The following is a 16,599-nucleotide window of genomic DNA, read 5'->3' as shown; positions in this document are numbered from 1 at the left end:
ACCGATTTCTCATGCTTTTTCTTTTTAAAAGAAAGGAGAAACAAATGTACGATTACGTCATTGTCGGAGCAGGGTTGTTCGGTGCTATTTGTGCCCATGAACTAGCGCTGCAAGGGAAAAAAATTAAAGTAATTGAAAAACGCAATCATATTGCAGGAAATATTTATACAAAAGAAGTAGAGGGAATTCATGTTCATGAATATGGTGCTCATATTTTCCATACAAGTAATGAACAAGTATGGCGCTATATCAATCAATTTACAACGTTCCATCCTTTTATCAATTCACCGATTGCAAATTTCCGTGGCGAAATTTATAACTTACCTTTCAATATGAATACTTTTAACAAATTATGGGGAGTGGTAACACCACAAGAAGCTCAAGAAAAAATTGAACAACAAAAGAAAGAAGCTTTAGGGGATAAAGAACCACAAAATTTAGAAGAGCAAGCGATTTCTCTTGTCGGAACAGATATTTATCAGAAGTTGATCAAAGGATATACAGAAAAACAATGGGGGGAAAAAGCAACTAAACTTCCAAGTTTTATCATTAAACGTTTGCCAGTTCGTTATACATATAATAACAATTATTTCAACGATATTTATCAAGGAATTCCTACAAATGGCTATACCGCTATTGTAGAAAATATGTTAAATCATCCAAATATCTCTGTAGAATTAGGAATTGATTTCTTTGAAAACCGCGAACATTGGCTAAATCAAGGAGAAAAATTAATTTTTACAGGAATGATTGATCAATTCTTTAATTATGAATATGGAACCTTGGCTTATCGTTCTTTACGTTTCGAACATGAGTATTTAAATAACATTGATAACTATCAAGGAAACGCTGTTGTTAACTATACAGATGTTACACCAGCTTATACAAGAATTATTGAACATAAACATTTCCAAACCAATCAACCAGAATCAATTTCTGGTACAATGATTACTAAAGAATATCCTGCAGATTGGGAACCTGGAATCGAACCATATTATCCAGTAAATAATGATGAAAATAATGCTTTATATCAGCGTTATGCTCAAAAAGCAGCAGAATTTCCTAATATTATTTTTGGCGGACGCTTAGGCACTTATCGTTACTATGATATGGATAAAATTGTGGAACAAGCTCTTAAAACCGTCGAGAATGAACTTAAATAATTCATAAATTTTAAGATGCATTTTTATCTTTTTATGGATTAATGATGAATCCATAAATAAAATGCCAATAATAAAAATAGAGGAGAGATGAAAATATCAAGCCTCTATTTTTTTCTTATTTCCTTAACTTCCGATAATATATATTATGTAAACTAGGATATCATTTTTTAGATGAGGATTATTCCTCATCTCATAAGATCTATTTCAACCGATGGTGTGGGATTTGAACCCACGCACGATATTCTCGCCTATCGCTTTTCGAGAGCGACCCCTTTAGCCACTTGGGTAACCATCGTAACCGGTCGTACAGGATTCGAACCCGCGACACCAAGCACCGGAAACTTGTGCTCTATCCAACTGAGCTAACGACCGCTATATCATTGAAATTATATCATAAAAAAAGAGAAATAAAAAGAGGACTTTTTATTTCTCAATAACCATTGATGATTCAGATATCGGTAGAATATCCAACTGTTGATAAAGCTCAGATAATAGACAGTAATTTTGCATAGGAGAGGATATAGAAAAAAGATGTTGTAACTCTTTTAAGTTCTCTTGATATTTTTCTTCCCATAGCTCCCATTGTTTACGTAATTTTTTACGGAAAAGACGAATTGTCAGTTGATCATTTTGAATCCAATGTGCAGCAGACAATGCTTGATAAAAAATAGATTGTTTTTGTTTTTCTAAATCACCCGTAGCACGATTCATTTGACGAATAAGGCGTAGACAACGATCTAAAAAGAAACTTGTTTCTACATCGCCTGTATAAGGATAAATCTCTTGGCTATATGCTGTCACTAATGGACATTGTGCATGCAAAGCTAAAAAATAAGAGACCCAATCTTGTTCCCAAACAGAAAGAGATTGATAGCTCGCAAAAATTGCTTTTTCTGAAGAAATAGAAATCCAACGCTGCATCTCTATTCCCTCTTCTAACAATAATAACTCTTGATTTTCAGGAATTACTTTAGCAATAAAATAAGAAAAGGCATCCTTATCCAATCCTTCTTTCCATTCTTCAGTCATCATTTTTTCCTTCCATGAAGAAAGAATCCCTGTTACTTTTTCTTTAGCAAGTTTTTGATCTGCCTGAAATTGATCTTTTGTATAAATAGGTAAAATTACAGAGTATGTACGCTCTTTTCGCTCTATCACTTGACAATCTATCAATTTTTGAATTTGTTCATCTAATTTTTTGCGGTTCACTTCAGGAAACGCCGCTCGAATTTCTTTTAAAGAAGCCTGAGGTGAATCTAAAAGATAAAAAATAAGCTCTTTCGTAAGCGGATGAGCATATAAACGCAAATCCGCCTCGTTAGAGCTTTTCATTTGTAATGGATAAACTAGATTAACCATTAAATGCTTCTGTTAGTGGAGGAACCACTTGTTTTTTACGAGATACAACCCCTTTTAATAGAGATTGATTTTCTTCTAAAGTAGTTTCAAATGCGGCTTCTACTTTATCTACTCCCTCACCTAACGCAATTACGATTGAATCACTATCTAAAATATTTGTAATTAATAACACAAATAAATCATAGCCTTCTTCTTCGTTTTCTTTTAACATTTCTGCTTCTAGAGCATCTTTACGAGATAATACATCTGCAAAGTCGACAGTATTTACTTGGTCGATACGAACTGTAACTCCGTTCATATCAAAGCTTTTAGCATCTGCATTTAGTAATTCTTTTTCTGTTTTAGTTGCTAAATTTGTACCTGCTTTTAACATTTCTAAACCGTAAGTTTCTGCATCTACACCAGCAATTTCTGCTAATTTTTTCGCAACTTCTACATCAAATGGTGTACATGTTGGAGATTTGAATAATAAAGTATCTGAAATAATAGCAGATAGCATCATTCCGGCAATGTTTGCTGGAATTTCTACATTATGTTCTTGATATAATTTATAAATAATTGTGTTTGTGCATCCTACTGGTTCAGCACGATAGAATAATGGTTCTGCACATTCAAAAGCAATACGGTGATGATCGACAACGTAAGAAACACGTACATCTTTAATATCTTTTACTGTTTGTTGTGCTTCATTATGGTCTACTAACATTACTTCTTTTACTTCGTTAGCAGCAGTTTCAATTACACGTAATGGTTCAAAACCAAATGTATTTAATGCATATTCTGTTTCTTCATTTGGTGTTCCTAAAGCAACAGCTTCTGCATTTACTCCTAATTGTTGTTGTAAATAAGCAAATGAAATCGCTGAAGCGATTGAATCTGTATCTGGATTTAAATGTCCGAAAACTAAAACTTTTTCCATGAGTTCTTATCTCCTTTAGTCATACATATATGAATTTATTATAGCATAAATTAAAACTGAATATAACAAAATATCCTCTAAACCATTATGTTTAGAGGATATTTTTTAACGTTGAAATCCAACTTTTAGAATCAATAACGATTTTAACAAATCCGTTTTTGCTAATTCCGGAGTTTTCTTTTCCATTAAATTACGTTGCAATTGATGGAATAAAACGGAAGATAGTAAAAAGAAAATTTCTTGTTGTTCATATTTACTTCGGAAGCGTAAAGTATCTAACTTTGTTCGCTCCCACTGGTAAATTTTTTCTTCTTGAAGTTTTTGAATAAACCAATCCCATTCTAAAAAACTTACTTCATTCAACCAAGACATAGAAAAAGTTTGGTGTTGTAGCAATAAAGGATATAAAGCTTGAAAGCATAAAGCTGTATAATCTAAAACATTATATCTTTGTGGCACTACTTTTTCCATTTCTTCTTTTAACGGATTAATAAATGTCACCGTTAATATGTGATGGAATGCATCTTTTTTATCTTCAAAATAAAGATAAAATGCACCACGAGAAATTTTTGCTTCTTTAATCATTCGATTAATGGAAGCTTGTTCATAACCATATTCAGAAAATTCGCAATAAATCGCTTCTTCAATTCTCTGTTGTTTTTCTTCCGTTAAATGATAGAAATTAGACTTGGTCATGATTTTCTTGTAAAGAAGAATGTTGTGCTAATTTTTCTTCCAATGCATGAATCGCTTCTTCTTTTTCTCCTAATAATTGTTCATATTCTTTTTTAGCATCTTCTACTTTTGCATCAATTTTTCGACTTTGACTTGCTTTTAATTCAGTCATTTCTTTTTGTAAGTTTTTAATTTGACGATTTTTTCCAAATAGACTAGCTGAAGATAATAAGAAGCTAATTAATGCTCCAAGTAAGGTTGATCCTAAAATTAAAATAATTAAAGGCTGTTTCAATTGTACAAAGCCAAAGTTAATTACAGCTTCTTCTCGATTTAAAATCGCAAAGATTACTACGATAAAGGCTAAAATTAACCCAATAATCATTTTCCAATTTTTCTTCATTTTTTGTCGCCCTCTTTTTTATTTGTTTCTTTAATACTTGGAATTTCAAAAACGTCAAAGTCCCAAGCAATTTTTGTATTTTTGAAAATACTACGTGCTTCTTTTTGTAATTGATAAGCTAATTTTCCAACATAGCGAGCACTAATATGAGTTAAGAACAAACGTTTTACATTCGCATTTTTCGCTACAGTCGCTGCTTGCGTACTTGTAGAATGGTAGTAATTGGCTGCTAATTTTTGTTCATCTTTACCAAAAGTACTTTCATGGACTAAAACATCTGCATCTTTTGCTAAAATTTCCACATTTGGCGTTTTTCTTGTATCCCCTAAAATAGTAACGATGCGTCCTTTTTTCGGTTGACCAATAAAATCTTTCCCATCAAAAGTTCTACCATCTTCTAAAGTCACGATTTCTCCTTTTTTCAATTGTGAGTAAACCGGACCTTGTGGAATATTTGCAGCTTTTACTTTATCGATTAATAATTCTCCAGGCAAATCTTTTTCAATGATGCGGTAACCAAAAGAATGAATACGATGATCTAGCAAAGCAACTTCAACTTTAAACTTTTTATTATCAATAATAGTTTTTACCCCTTCAAAGGCATCTAACTCAACATAAGAAATTTTATAACTTAATCTTGATTCTGAAATTTTTAATGTTGTTTCAACAAATTTTTTAATTCCTTTTGGTCCATAAATCACTAGATTTTCATCGCCCCCTTGGAAAGAACGACTACTTAATAATCCAGGTAAACCAAAAATATGATCTCCATGTAAATGAGTAATAAAAATTTTATTAATTTTTCGTGGACGTATATGTGTCTTTAATATTTGTTGCTGAGTTCCTTCTCCACAATCAAATAACCAAATCTCATTACATTCATCTAATAACTTTAATGCAATGCTGGTTACATTTCTTGAGGTAGCTGGGACACCAGCACCAGTGCCTAAAAATTGTAATTCCATAAATAAACTCTTTCCTATTTTAATTATTTCTTTCCTCTGTCTGTAATGGTAATACAACACGAATAATTAAACCTTTTGGCGAATTATCTAATGCTGTAATTGTGCCATCATGTGAATTGACAATCCATTGTGCAATAGATAACCCTAATCCTGTTCCTCCAGTCTCACGAGAACGAGAAGAATCTACACGGTAAAAACGGTCAAATAAATGTTGTTTATCTTCATCACTTGCTCCGATTCCATTATCTTTTACTTCAATAATCCAATGTTTAGGAGTTGTTTTTGATACGACAACAATTTGTCCTTCGTCTTCTGTATATTTCATCGCGTTATCAATCAAAATTACCAACAATTGATGGATTTTTTGTGAATCAAACCATAATTTTAAATGTGGTGTATGATTCTCTATCGTCAAATGACGGTCTTTCATTTCCGCAATTTCACAATAAGGAGAGACTGCCTGGTCAATAAATTGATGAATATCATGTAATTCTTCATGAATTACCAATGCACTACTATCTGATTTAGCTAAGAAAGATAAATCTTTAATCAATTGCTCTAAACGACGAACTTCATTTAAAGAAATAGCAATATTCTCGCTTTCTTCGATAATCGTATGTCGAGGATGAGTAAACAATTGTTCTAATTTAGCTTGAATGACGGTTAATGGAGTTCGTAATTCATGAGAAGCATCTTCCACAAAGCGTTGTTGACTTCTCCAAGAACGAATGATAGGTTTCATTGCTAATTTGGCTAAATAATAACTGATAATAAAAGACAGCAGCGTAAAAATAATCAAATAGAAAAATAATGATTTTCGGAAACGACCTGCTGCTTCATGAATTTGCGTAATCGCAACTAATACTTCAACATAAGTTTTCTTCCCTTTTACCATATAAGGTTTTGTCATCGATCGATAATATACATTAGAATCGTCATCTTTGTATTCTTTACAGACAAAACGATTTAAATCATTTTTATCCAACGAGAGCTGTTTAAACAATGAGTCCGACATATTGCGATCATCAATCGTTTCATCATTTAAAATTTTTCCATCATCAGACCATCGCACAATACGAATCGTATAGCGCGAGGTCTTTTCTACCTGACGAATTCTTTTATCTTCTGTAATATCTTTATTTTGGAAAATTTGCTCGATTACATTATCAACCTGGAAATAAATAGTAGTTTTTGTCATATGATAAATAATCATACCAAAACAAATAAAGAGAAAAGAAAAAATCAAAATATTAGAAAGTAACAGATGTTTCTCTTGTTTGCGAATACGACTATCCATTAGTCTTCCGATGGATTTTCCCAGATATAGCCCACATTACGTAATGTACGGATCATGTTTGGTACATTTTGTTTTTTCAATTGTTTACGTAAATTACTCATATACACTTCAACAACGGTAATAGAAGTACTAGAATCAAATCCCCAGATTCGGTCGAAGATTTGTTCTTTTGTAACAATTACATCTTTGTTTTGTACAAGATATAATAATAAGTCAAATTCTTTTCCTTGTAATTGAATAATACGATCTTCATAAGTAACTACGTGATTATTTAGATTAATTTTTAAGTTTCCATTTTCAATTACATTACTTTCTTCAATTCCCATAGAACGTTTTAATAACGCTTTAACACGTAACATTAATTCTTCGCGATGGAATGGTTTTGTTAAGTAATCATCCGTACCATCTTTAAAAGCACGTACTTTATCTTCTAAGCTGTCTTTAGCAGATAAAATTAAAACAGGTGTATTAATTTTTTTACGACGTAATTCATTCAAGATAGTAAAACCATCTAATCCTGGTAACATTAAGTCTAAAATAATTAAGTCGTAAACTCCTTTTTCTGCTTGATATAAGCCATCTTCTCCGTTAAAAACTTGTTCTACTTTTCCTAGACGACGTAACATATCTGCGATACTATCTGATAAATTACGCTCATCTTCAATAACTAAAAATTTTAACATTTTCATTTTTGGGTTTCCTCATTTCTCATTCATATTTCTTGTTTCTTGATTATCGACCAAGACTACTCAATAAATTCAAAAATAAAGTCATCTAAATAAATATAATCTCCATCTTTAGCTCCGCGAGCACGTAATGCTTCATCCACTCCCATAGCACGTAATTGGCGAGCAAAACGCATACTACTTTCATCATGATCGAAGTTTGTCATCTTGTATAATTTTTCAATCTTATCTCCAGATAAATTCCAAGAACCATCGGAATTTCTTGTAATGTAGAAAGCAGGTTCTTCTTCTTGTAAACCATACTGTACAGTTTCTTCCATTTCTTCTTCAGTATACAATGGAAATTCTGGAGTTTCATTTAGTAATTGTGCAGTTGCCTCTAATAATGGTTCTACCCCTTGTTTTGTAATCCCTGAAATTGGGAAAATTTGTGGCATTTCTTCTTCTGAAAATTCTTCTGCTAAGTGCGCTTTAAACTGCTCTAAATTTTCTTTGGCATCTGGCATATCCATTTTATTGGCAACGATAATTTGTGGACGTTCTAATAAACGTAAATCATAGGATTTCAACTCTTGATTAATTGTAACATAATCTTCATAAGGATCTCTTCCTTCTAGCCCACTCATATCAATCACATGTAATAAAACACGTGTTCGCTCAATATGGCGTAAAAATTGATCTCCTAATCCTACTCCTTGAGAAGCTCCTTCGATTAATCCTGGCATATCTGCCATAACAAAGCTTTCACCATCTTTTAAAAATACCATTCCTACATTAGGAACTAAGGTAGTAAAATGATAATCCCCAATTTTAGGGCGAGCTTTAGAGACTACAGACAATAAAGTAGATTTCCCAACAGAAGGGAAACCAACAAGACCTACATCAGCAAGTACTTTTAATTCAAGATTTAATGTCCGCTCTTCACCTGGTTCTCCATTTTCAGCAATTTCAGGTGCTGTATTTCTAGCAGTCGCAAAACGGATATTTCCACGACCTCCACGGCCTCCACGAGCAACCACTAATTCTTGTCCATTTTCTACTAGGTCTCCTAATAATTGACCTGTATTTGCATCGCGCACAGTTGTCCCTGCAGGAACTTTGACAATCAAATCTTCTGCTCCGCGTCCATGCATCCCTTTATTCATTCCTTTTTCACCACTTTTGGCTTTGAAATGACGATTATAGCGGAAATCCATTAAGGTACGTAAGCCCTCATCTACTTTTAAGATGATACTTCCCCCTTTTCCGCCATCTCCTCCAGAAGGTCCGCCATTCGGAACGTATTTTTCACGACGGAATGAAACCATTCCATCTCCGCCTTTTCCGGCTTTTACTTCAATGTTTACTTGATCCAAAAACATGGACATGTATAAATCCTCCCTTTAATCCGACTTAATCCTACTGACATTTTATCATATTTGTACTGTAGACAAAACATAAAAGGACAATAACCTTTGTCGAAAAGTTCATGTCCTCATGATAAAAGAGCCTCAAAAAGAGACTCTTTTTTCTTATTTTTTATGATTTAACGGAATTCTTTCAATTGGAAGGAGGACCAAGGCTGTAAATAAGATAACAAGAAAATCTCATGAGGAACAATTCTTCCTACAACGTTGACACGGCCATCATTATGCATTTCTTTTAATGCAATTTGTGTTTCTCCTTTATATTGTCCATATCCTTCATTATCAATCAAAACATCGCCTCGTTTCATATTCTCTGTAGTATGTGGAGGGAAATCTTGATCTTTATATTTTACTCGTGTTTGTGTAGAACGTAATAAATACTCACTACGATCTCCACGATAACTATGTAAATTATTAAATAAAACTTCTTTTTCTAATGATGTTGTTTCTTCCTTACACTCGACAAGTAAAGTTGGCATTGGAGCAAAAAATACTTCCGACATTGCTTTTAAATCTTCTTCAGAAGCATAAGCATTTCCAATCGTAATATCTTGGATAGTTCCCATCAAACAATAGTGTTTCACTTGAGTTGCTAATGGTAAATCACGATGTTCTTCCAGTGTACATAAACCATCTGAAGTTTCCCAAGGTCCAAACGTTCCACTAGGAGCATTTACAAAAGCCATAGTATTTAAACGATACTTATTGAATTTTTCAGTACAATAATTAAAATGTTCTTCGCTTAATCCTGAATAACGATGGGGATAAAAATTGTGTGAGCCATATAAATTTTCTGCTTTTGGAGAATAACTCATAATATTATCTACATAATTCGTTCCTTGACTCATATTAATTTCGATTTTTAACCCATAAGGATTTCGTGTCATCTTTGCTTCTTCTTGACCTGTAAATCCTAAGTCTAACCGAATACCATCCGCTCCTAGTTCAGAAAAAAAACTTAAATCATCATAGGAAATTCCTAATTGTGCAAATAAATCTGGATTGATATCTACCATTACGTCAAACCCTAATTCTTTTGCTTTTTGGATTACTGTTTTAAATTGATGTAAAACTTCTTCTTTATTTTCTTTAATTTGTAATAAACTCGTAAACACACGAGTGAATCCATATTTTTTTGCTAATTCTAAATAAGCAATATCCTTCTCTGGTGTAGATTTTTCTGGATAAATGGATATACCAATACGTCCCATACTCTTCTCCTCTTTTTCTTTTAATGAATACGATTACATTATACGAAAAATCAATAAATCCGTCTAGACCAATGCTACTCTTCTTCCCTTTTCTAAAGTATGGTAAACTATAGGAGAATTTAGTGAAGAAGGAGAATATTATGAAAAAAGCATGGATCATTGCGGCATTATGTAGCACGATGTTACTTACTGGTTGTGGATCAGATAAAGAAAACACAAAACAAGCTACAAATTCCACAGAAAAATCAGAACAAAAGGCAGAAAAAAGTACAGATCGTGAACAAAAAATTAAAGATTTAAATAAAATGGATTTACCACAATTAGATAAAAACCCAAGAAAAGATGAATATGTGGTAGAAATTAAAACAACCGAAGGAAATATCAAAGCTAGATTATTCCCTAAGTTAGCACCTAAAGCAGTAGAAAATTTTGTTTCTCTAGCAAAAGGAGGATATTATGATGGATTAACCTTCCATCGCGTCATTAATAATTTTATGATTCAAACAGGAGATCCTAAAGGCGATGGTACAGGAGGAGAAAGTAAATGGAAGAAACCATTTGATGATGAATTGAATGAAAACCTATATAATCTTCGTGGAGCAATCGCGATGGCAAATTCAGGTCCAGATACCAATGGAAGTCAATTTTTCATCAATCAAAATAAAGAAGATAAAAGTGATGGCTTATTAATTGATGAATATCCACAAAAGATTATTGATGCTTATAAAAAAGGAGGAAATCCTGATCTAGACTATTGTAATAAAAGTATGCCTAATGACTATACAGTGTTTGGACAAGTAATCTCTGGTATGAATGTGGTCGATAAAATTGCAGCAACCCCTACAGATAGTAATGATAAACCAAAACAAACGATTAAAATTCGTTCCATTTCTATTCTACAAACACCTAAAAAAGAGAAATAATTTTAGTTTGAAATGAAAAAAATAAAAAAAGCACATCTTTATTGGATGACATTCAGTTTTTCTATAATCTTTATTTTAGGGATTATGTTTGTTTATCATATCTATCCTTTAGGAAAAGACTTCTTTTTTCCAGGAGATTTAGCATCACAATATATGCCATTTATTCAAGAATTTAAACAGTTGATTCAAGATCCAACACAATGGCTTTACTCTTTCCATAATGGTCTTGGTAGTGGTATGTTATCTTTAATTAGTTACTATATCGCTAGTCCCTTGAATTTTCTTTTACTCTTTTTAAAAGAAAATCAACTTCTTGGAGGAGTACTCTTTTTAATTGCCTTAAAACTTATATTAGCAAGTTTAACGATGAGCTATTATCTAATTACACAAAAAAAGATGCAGTCCTTTTCTACTCCACTATTAAGTATTTGTTATAGTTTTTGTGGTTTCTCAGCTCTTTATTTTTACAATACCTTATGGATGGATGTTTTAATCTGGCTTCCTTTAATTATTGCAGGTTTAGAACGATATATTACCGAAAATAAAAAAGGTCTTTATCAATGGAGTTTATTTTTCTTACTCTTATCCAATTACTATATGGCTTGGATGGTTTGTTTATTTATCTTTTTCTATTTTTTCTATTATCGCATGAAGACAACGCATCAATCGTTAAAAGAGGTCATAATAAAAGATTACCGTCTATTTTTCTCTTTCCTTTTCCATTCCGTTCTTTTAGTCTTACTACTTAGTTGGCTTTACTTACCAACGATTGTTAGTATGTTATCCACAGGAAAAGGAAACTTTGAATTTCAATCTTTAATTGAGCCTTTGACACAGACAAAATGGTATGGTTGGGCTGGCTTTGGTTTTGGAATGAGTAATTACGAGATGCGTCTTTCTCATATCCCAAGTTTCTATTTTGGATTACTTCCATTAGCCTTATCTTTAACCAGCCTGTTTACTCGTCATCAAACAAGAAAACTAGATATTGGATTTTTCTTTTTATTGCTTGCTTGTGTGGTATTGACACCTTTGGCAATGGTTTTCCAATTGTTTCAAGAAACCGCGGGATTCCCATTTCGCTCCACTTATCTTATCGTTTTCTTTCTCATTGGAATCTTATGCGAAGGAATTCAAGATCAACGATTAGAAAAAAGAAAGGTTCAATTCACGCTTTTAGCAATGGCTGTCTTTTTTAGTGGATTATATCTTTTTAGAGATCACTTAGATGCAACGCAGCCTTATTTAGCTCAAGGACTCATTTCTTCTGTAATTCTATGTGGAATTTGGTTCCTTTTATGTTCGTTATCTCTTCGCTCTCTATTCTTTGTCTTTATTTTTGGTTCTTTAATAGAAGTATGGGGGCAATCTGTGATGACTTTACAAGATATTCCAATGGTCACACAAAAAGATATGCAAACCTTTTGTCGTACTTATCAAAAAGCTTTACCAAAAGAAAATGATTACTTAACAAGAATAGATAATACATGGGTGGATGAAAAAAAATTCGGATTAGAATTAACTGGATATAATAATGGAATGTGGTTTAACTATCGAGGAACGAGTGCTTATACGTCTACGCTTTCTACAGAAAACCTACAACTAGCAAAAAGCTTAGGTCTTTATAGTTGGAATGAGCGAAGAATCAGTTACTTTGGTTCCACTCCACTCACTGATACTTTATTAGCAGTAAATCACCGTTTAGTACAAAAAGGACAAGCGATTACCACTCAAAGATTAAAAAATGACAATGGGGCTTTTGTCTTAACAAAAGACATTTCTTTAAACAAAAAGGATGCAATTACCAACCAAAATCAAATCGCAACGGCACTTTTCCAAGCTTCAGTATTTGATGCGGTAACCATTCAAAAACAAAAAATCACTGATTCTAGTAATCAAACAGAGATTCAAGCACAAAAAGATGGTCTTCTTTATATCGAATTACCACCGATTGCTGTGAGTGAATCTCGCCAATATCATGTTTTTAGAAATGGAAAAGAGATACCTTTACCACTTGAGATTTGTAATACTACACTCATCCCTTGTGGAAACATTCGACAAGGAGAAAAAATACAAATTAGAATTGATTCTAAAGAAAATACACATCTAAAAGAAGTTAAATTTGCGACTTTTAATGTAAATCGCTGGAAACAAAAGATAGATTCGGTCCCAAAACAAAAAGTGAAAATCAATCACTTAACATTAACTACCTCTTTACAAGGAAGAAAAAAAGGAGAAATTGCTTTACTTTCTGTTCTTTATGATAAAGATTGGCAAGCCACTATCAATGGGAAAAAAGTAATCCCAAAAGAATCAGAACTTGGACTGATGGAACTTCCTTTAGAAAAAGGAAAAAATGAGATTACATTACATTACGTACCTAAACTCTTTTATTTTGGTGTGATTCTTTCTTCTTTTGCTGTAGTGATTGAAGGTATTTGTCTTTACTATAATAAAAAAAATAAGCATCGCGATTAAGACGATGCTTATTTTTTATTTTTATTCTCTTTTTCCTTGCCAACGCTCTTTCATTACATAAGCAGCCATTTTCGGATCTCTTTCTCTTGTAAAAATCCCTTTTCGATTTCCTTTTGCTCGTAAAATACTTGGATCAGTCGCAAAATCTGCAAAATTCCATAGTAATTCTCCTTGTACAAAAGGAGTCTTATCAAATACTTCGGTATAAGCTTTTAATAATTGGATTTGATATTGTTCAGACCACATTCCGCCTGTAACGTCACTATTCCCTTGTAAAGTATCTGCACCAAATTCAGTAAAAATAATTGGATGATGAGGATATGCTTGTTCCCATCCTTTTAATTCCGCCTTTAAGTCCTCCATTCCTTTTTTCAAATCTCCACTATCAATGTACCAACCATAGTAACGATTTAAAGAAATAAAATCGCATAAATCATAACATTGACTATTTTGATAAGATTCAGTCATAATCATTGTAAAAGTGCAAGGACGATGTTCAGGATCTTTCGTTCTTGCAAAAGAAAAGAGATCTGTGAAATATTCTTTTGCTTCTTTTGTCGTCGATTCTGGCTCATTCATTAAACTCCAAGCAATAACAGAGGGATGATTTTTATCTCTTTGAATCATATCTGCAATTGCTTCTTTATGACGTTCTTTAAGTTTAGGTTTTCCTGCAAAAAATGAAGTCGTTTGATGTCCACCAAGAACATTCATCGTTGCTCCTGTAAATCCTACTGCAGGGACTTCATCAATAATTAAGATTCCCTCTTCATCTGCCATCTGATATACTTCTTCGGCATAAGGATAATGAGAAGTTCGAAAACAGTTTGCTCCCATCCATTTCATCGCTTCAAAATCCTTTTTCCAAACTAAAGGTTGATAGCTACGTCCTGTTAAATAAAAATCTTCATGTTTTCCAAATCCTTGCAAATAAATTGAATGTTGATTCAAATAAAAAGTATCTCCCTTTATTTCAAAAGTTCTCAATCCAATTTTTTGAGCATAGGTATCTATCAGAGTTTCTTCTTTTTTCACTTCTAAAACTAAAGTATATAGATATCCTTGACCTACTTCCCAAAGATGAGGGGATTGAACTTCAATCGTTCCTTCTTTTTGCGGACAAGAACCTACATTTTTCCCTTTTTTGTCATATAATTGTGCTTGGAAAGAAAGAGATTCATTCGTAGTATTCATTATCATTTCATAATGTAATATTGCTATTCCATCTCTCAATTCGGTTGAAGTTGAAAAATCGATAATTCTTTCTTTTGGCATATATAACAAAGAAACAGAGCGCTGTAATCCAGAATAATTAAAAAAGTCAAAGAAAGGTTTTACCTCTTTTCTTCCATCTTCATGCTCAATCGTCATTCCTGCAGGTAAAGTATCTCCGTGTAATTCATTATTCAATTGAACACTCAAACGATAAGTATGACCTGGTTGTACTCGGTCTGTGATATCGAGTTCAAAAGGTAAAAAACCACCTTCGTGTTCACCAATGCATTCACCATCTAAATAGATTTTTGCGCGATGGGTTGCGCTATCAAAACGTAAGAAAACACTTTCTTCTTTTGAAAAATCATGAACAACAAATTCTCGCTCATACCAAAAATCTCCTACATAATTTTTTTCTTCTGCGGTCATAAAAACATCAGAAAAACTTCCTGGAACAGGCATCCAAGTATCTTTTGGAATTTCTTTTCCTTTAATTACTGAGGCATATTCTTTTTTAGGATCAAAAGAAAAATACCAAAGACCATCTAAAGATTCTTTTTTACGACAACAATTGACTTGTGGATACAATAGTGATTTCATCATCATCACTCCTTTTCATTTCTCTTTTTATTGTAGCAATCTTTTAGGACAAACCAAAAGAATCTCTCTTTTCATATAAATATACAATGATGTATCTATCACTTCATTTCTTTTGGTAAATGAGAAAAAAAGAAGTACATTAAAGATGGAAATGAAAGTTTAAGGAGGATTTTCTAATGAAACAAGAAATAATGGATGCTGGTTGTAGTAGTTTTGCTTGGGAGACCAAAGACCATTCTCATTTATGGGGTCGTAATTTTGATTACAATACGATTGCTCAAGGTTCTGGCATTTTATACGTCCCAAAAGGAAAAGAGTTTTATTTACAAGGTTGTAGTTTTACTCATACAGAAAAAGGAAAAGCGACTACTGAACACGCATTAGTAGGAATGGGTTCTTTATCTATGGGTTCTACTCCTTTAATTTATGATGGAATTAATGATGCTGGACTAAGCGGTGGCGAATTGAATTATCGTACTTTTGCCAAATATGAAGAAACAGCTAAGGAAGGAACTCGTGGCGTTCAACCTATGTTTTTACTATTCACTGCCTTAGCTCACTGTGCTACAGTAGATGAAGTGATGCATTACTTAAAAGAAGAAGTAACCATCATTAATGAAAAGATTTTTGGTACTCTCGCAGAGTTACATTGGATTTTTAGTGATGCCAAAGGAGATACATTGATTGTTGAAAGTGATGCGACTGGTTTGAATTTCTATAAGAATCATTCAGGAGTGCTAACCAATAGTCCAGATTATGCTTGGCATGAAAAAAATCTCTTAAATTACGTTACATTAACTCCTCAAGATACAGATGAAGTACCTTTCACAGGAAATCCATATACCGCTTGTTTTTCAGGAACGGGTATGAGAGGAGTTCCTGGAGATTGGAGCTCGATTTCTCGCTTTGTGCGTTTGAGTTTATTAAAACAACATGCACTTCCTGGAGAAAACGAAGAACAAGGAGTACAACGAATGTTCCGTTGTTTTGAAGAAGTAGCTTTCCCACTAGGTTTAGTTCGTCTATGCGGAAATGAAAATAATATCGATGAAAAGTACATTGATACTTCTGCAGATGACAATACACTAGATTATGATTACTCTGTCTATACTTGTATTACTTGCGCAGAATCTAAACGCTACTATTGGACAACCTATGATAATCAAATGATTCAATACGTTGATTTAAATCAATTGTTAGATTATGACGATTATTTATTCTTTGAATTAGATCAAAAACAACCTATGCTTGAAATTAAACCAAATACAGCACAAAAAATAACAAATCATCAATAAGAAT

At 32.7% G+C, this 16,599-nt stretch carries 14 protein-coding genes and 2 tRNA genes; 4 read left to right on the top strand and 12 right to left on the bottom strand.

Annotated features, from left to right (window positions below; translation table 11 throughout):
- The first annotated feature begins 44 nt into the window (after window positions 1-44).
- Complete coding sequence (glf, locus tag C683_RS02990; protein ID WP_009489856.1) at window positions 45-1,163, top strand: UDP-galactopyranose mutase; 1,119 nt, start codon at window positions 45-47, stop codon at window positions 1,161-1,163.
- A gap of 208 nt (window positions 1,164-1,371) precedes the next feature.
- On the opposite strand, the gene C683_RS02985 is transcribed toward glf, so the two are convergent.
- The 11 genes from C683_RS02985 to C683_RS02935 all read right to left on the bottom strand — a co-directional run bounded on the left by C683_RS02985 (window position 1,372) and on the right by C683_RS02935 (window position 10,084).
- A tRNA-Ser gene (locus C683_RS02985) sits at window positions 1,372-1,458 on the bottom strand.
- Between the two features lie 3 nt (window positions 1,459-1,461).
- Window positions 1,462-1,535: transfer RNA gene (locus C683_RS02980), tRNA-Arg, on the bottom strand.
- A 51-nt stretch (window positions 1,536-1,586) separates the two neighbouring features.
- Complete coding sequence (locus C683_RS02975; RefSeq protein WP_040388630.1) at window positions 1,587-2,522, bottom strand: DUF1803 domain-containing protein; 936 nt, start codon at window positions 2,520-2,522, stop codon at window positions 1,587-1,589.
- Complete coding sequence (locus tag C683_RS02970; RefSeq protein WP_009489852.1) at window positions 2,515-3,441, bottom strand: manganese-dependent inorganic pyrophosphatase; 927 nt, start codon at window positions 3,439-3,441, stop codon at window positions 2,515-2,517. Before C683_RS02970 ends, C683_RS02975 begins: the two co-directional genes overlap by 8 nt.
- 105 nt (window positions 3,442-3,546) lie before the next feature.
- Window positions 3,547-4,137, bottom strand: a complete 591-nt coding sequence (locus tag C683_RS06350; RefSeq protein WP_009489850.1) for a TetR/AcrR family transcriptional regulator — start codon at window positions 4,135-4,137, stop codon at window positions 3,547-3,549.
- Entirely contained in the window at window positions 4,124-4,519 is a 396-nt protein-coding gene (locus tag C683_RS02960; protein ID WP_009489759.1) for a LapA family protein, read from the bottom strand. The genes C683_RS06350 and C683_RS02960 overlap by 14 nt, the downstream gene beginning before the upstream one ends.
- Window positions 4,516-5,484 (bottom strand): ribonuclease Z, encoded by a 969-nt coding sequence (gene rnz, locus C683_RS02955; RefSeq protein WP_009489757.1) that lies wholly within the window; start codon window positions 5,482-5,484, stop codon window positions 4,516-4,518. Before rnz ends, C683_RS02960 begins: the two co-directional genes overlap by 4 nt.
- 19 nt (window positions 5,485-5,503) lie before the next feature.
- Window positions 5,504-6,781, bottom strand: coding sequence for a sensor histidine kinase (locus C683_RS02950; protein ID WP_009489755.1), 1,278 nt, complete (start codon window positions 6,779-6,781; stop codon window positions 5,504-5,506).
- A complete protein-coding gene (locus C683_RS02945) occupies window positions 6,781-7,464 on the bottom strand; it encodes a response regulator transcription factor (RefSeq protein ID WP_040388653.1) in 684 nt (227 codons plus the stop codon). Before C683_RS02945 ends, C683_RS02950 begins: the two co-directional genes overlap by 1 nt.
- A 62-nt stretch (window positions 7,465-7,526) precedes the next feature.
- Window positions 7,527-8,834 carry a GTPase ObgE gene (gene obgE / locus C683_RS02940; protein WP_009489751.1) on the bottom strand — a complete coding sequence of 436 codons (1,308 nt, stop codon included), beginning with the start codon at window positions 8,832-8,834 and terminating at the stop codon, window positions 7,527-7,529.
- Between the two features lie 158 nt (window positions 8,835-8,992).
- A complete protein-coding gene (locus tag C683_RS02935; protein ID WP_009489749.1) occupies window positions 8,993-10,084 on the bottom strand; it encodes a DUF871 domain-containing protein in 1,092 nt (363 codons plus the stop codon).
- A 140-nt stretch (window positions 10,085-10,224) separates the two neighbouring features.
- Here C683_RS02935 and C683_RS02930 point away from each other — a divergent pair, with 140 nt between their 5' ends.
- Together C683_RS02930 and C683_RS02925 are read left to right on the top strand one after the other, a co-directional pair.
- Window positions 10,225-11,007, top strand: coding sequence for a peptidylprolyl isomerase (locus C683_RS02930; RefSeq protein ID WP_009489747.1), 783 nt, complete (start codon window positions 10,225-10,227; stop codon window positions 11,005-11,007).
- A 12-nt stretch (window positions 11,008-11,019) separates the two neighbouring features.
- Window positions 11,020-13,485, top strand: coding sequence for a YfhO family protein (locus C683_RS02925; protein ID WP_040388629.1), 2,466 nt, complete (start codon window positions 11,020-11,022; stop codon window positions 13,483-13,485).
- Between the two features lie 21 nt (window positions 13,486-13,506).
- Here C683_RS02925 and uidA read toward each other — a convergent pair whose 3' ends face one another.
- A complete protein-coding gene (gene uidA / locus C683_RS02920) occupies window positions 13,507-15,300 on the bottom strand; it encodes a beta-glucuronidase (protein ID WP_051011322.1) in 1,794 nt (597 codons plus the stop codon).
- A 176-nt stretch (window positions 15,301-15,476) separates the two neighbouring features.
- Between uidA and C683_RS02915 the strand changes: the two genes are divergently transcribed.
- Window positions 15,477-16,595, top strand: coding sequence for a linear amide C-N hydrolase (locus C683_RS02915; protein ID WP_009489741.1), 1,119 nt, complete (start codon window positions 15,477-15,479; stop codon window positions 16,593-16,595).
- The last annotated feature ends 4 nt before the right edge of the window (window positions 16,596-16,599 follow it).

It is taken from the genome of Catellicoccus marimammalium M35/04/3, from assembly GCF_000313915.1.
GTDB classification, from domain to species: domain Bacteria; phylum Bacillota; class Bacilli; order Lactobacillales; family Catellicoccaceae; genus Catellicoccus; species Catellicoccus marimammalium.
This window is presented reverse-complemented; position numbering and strand designations above follow the sequence as displayed.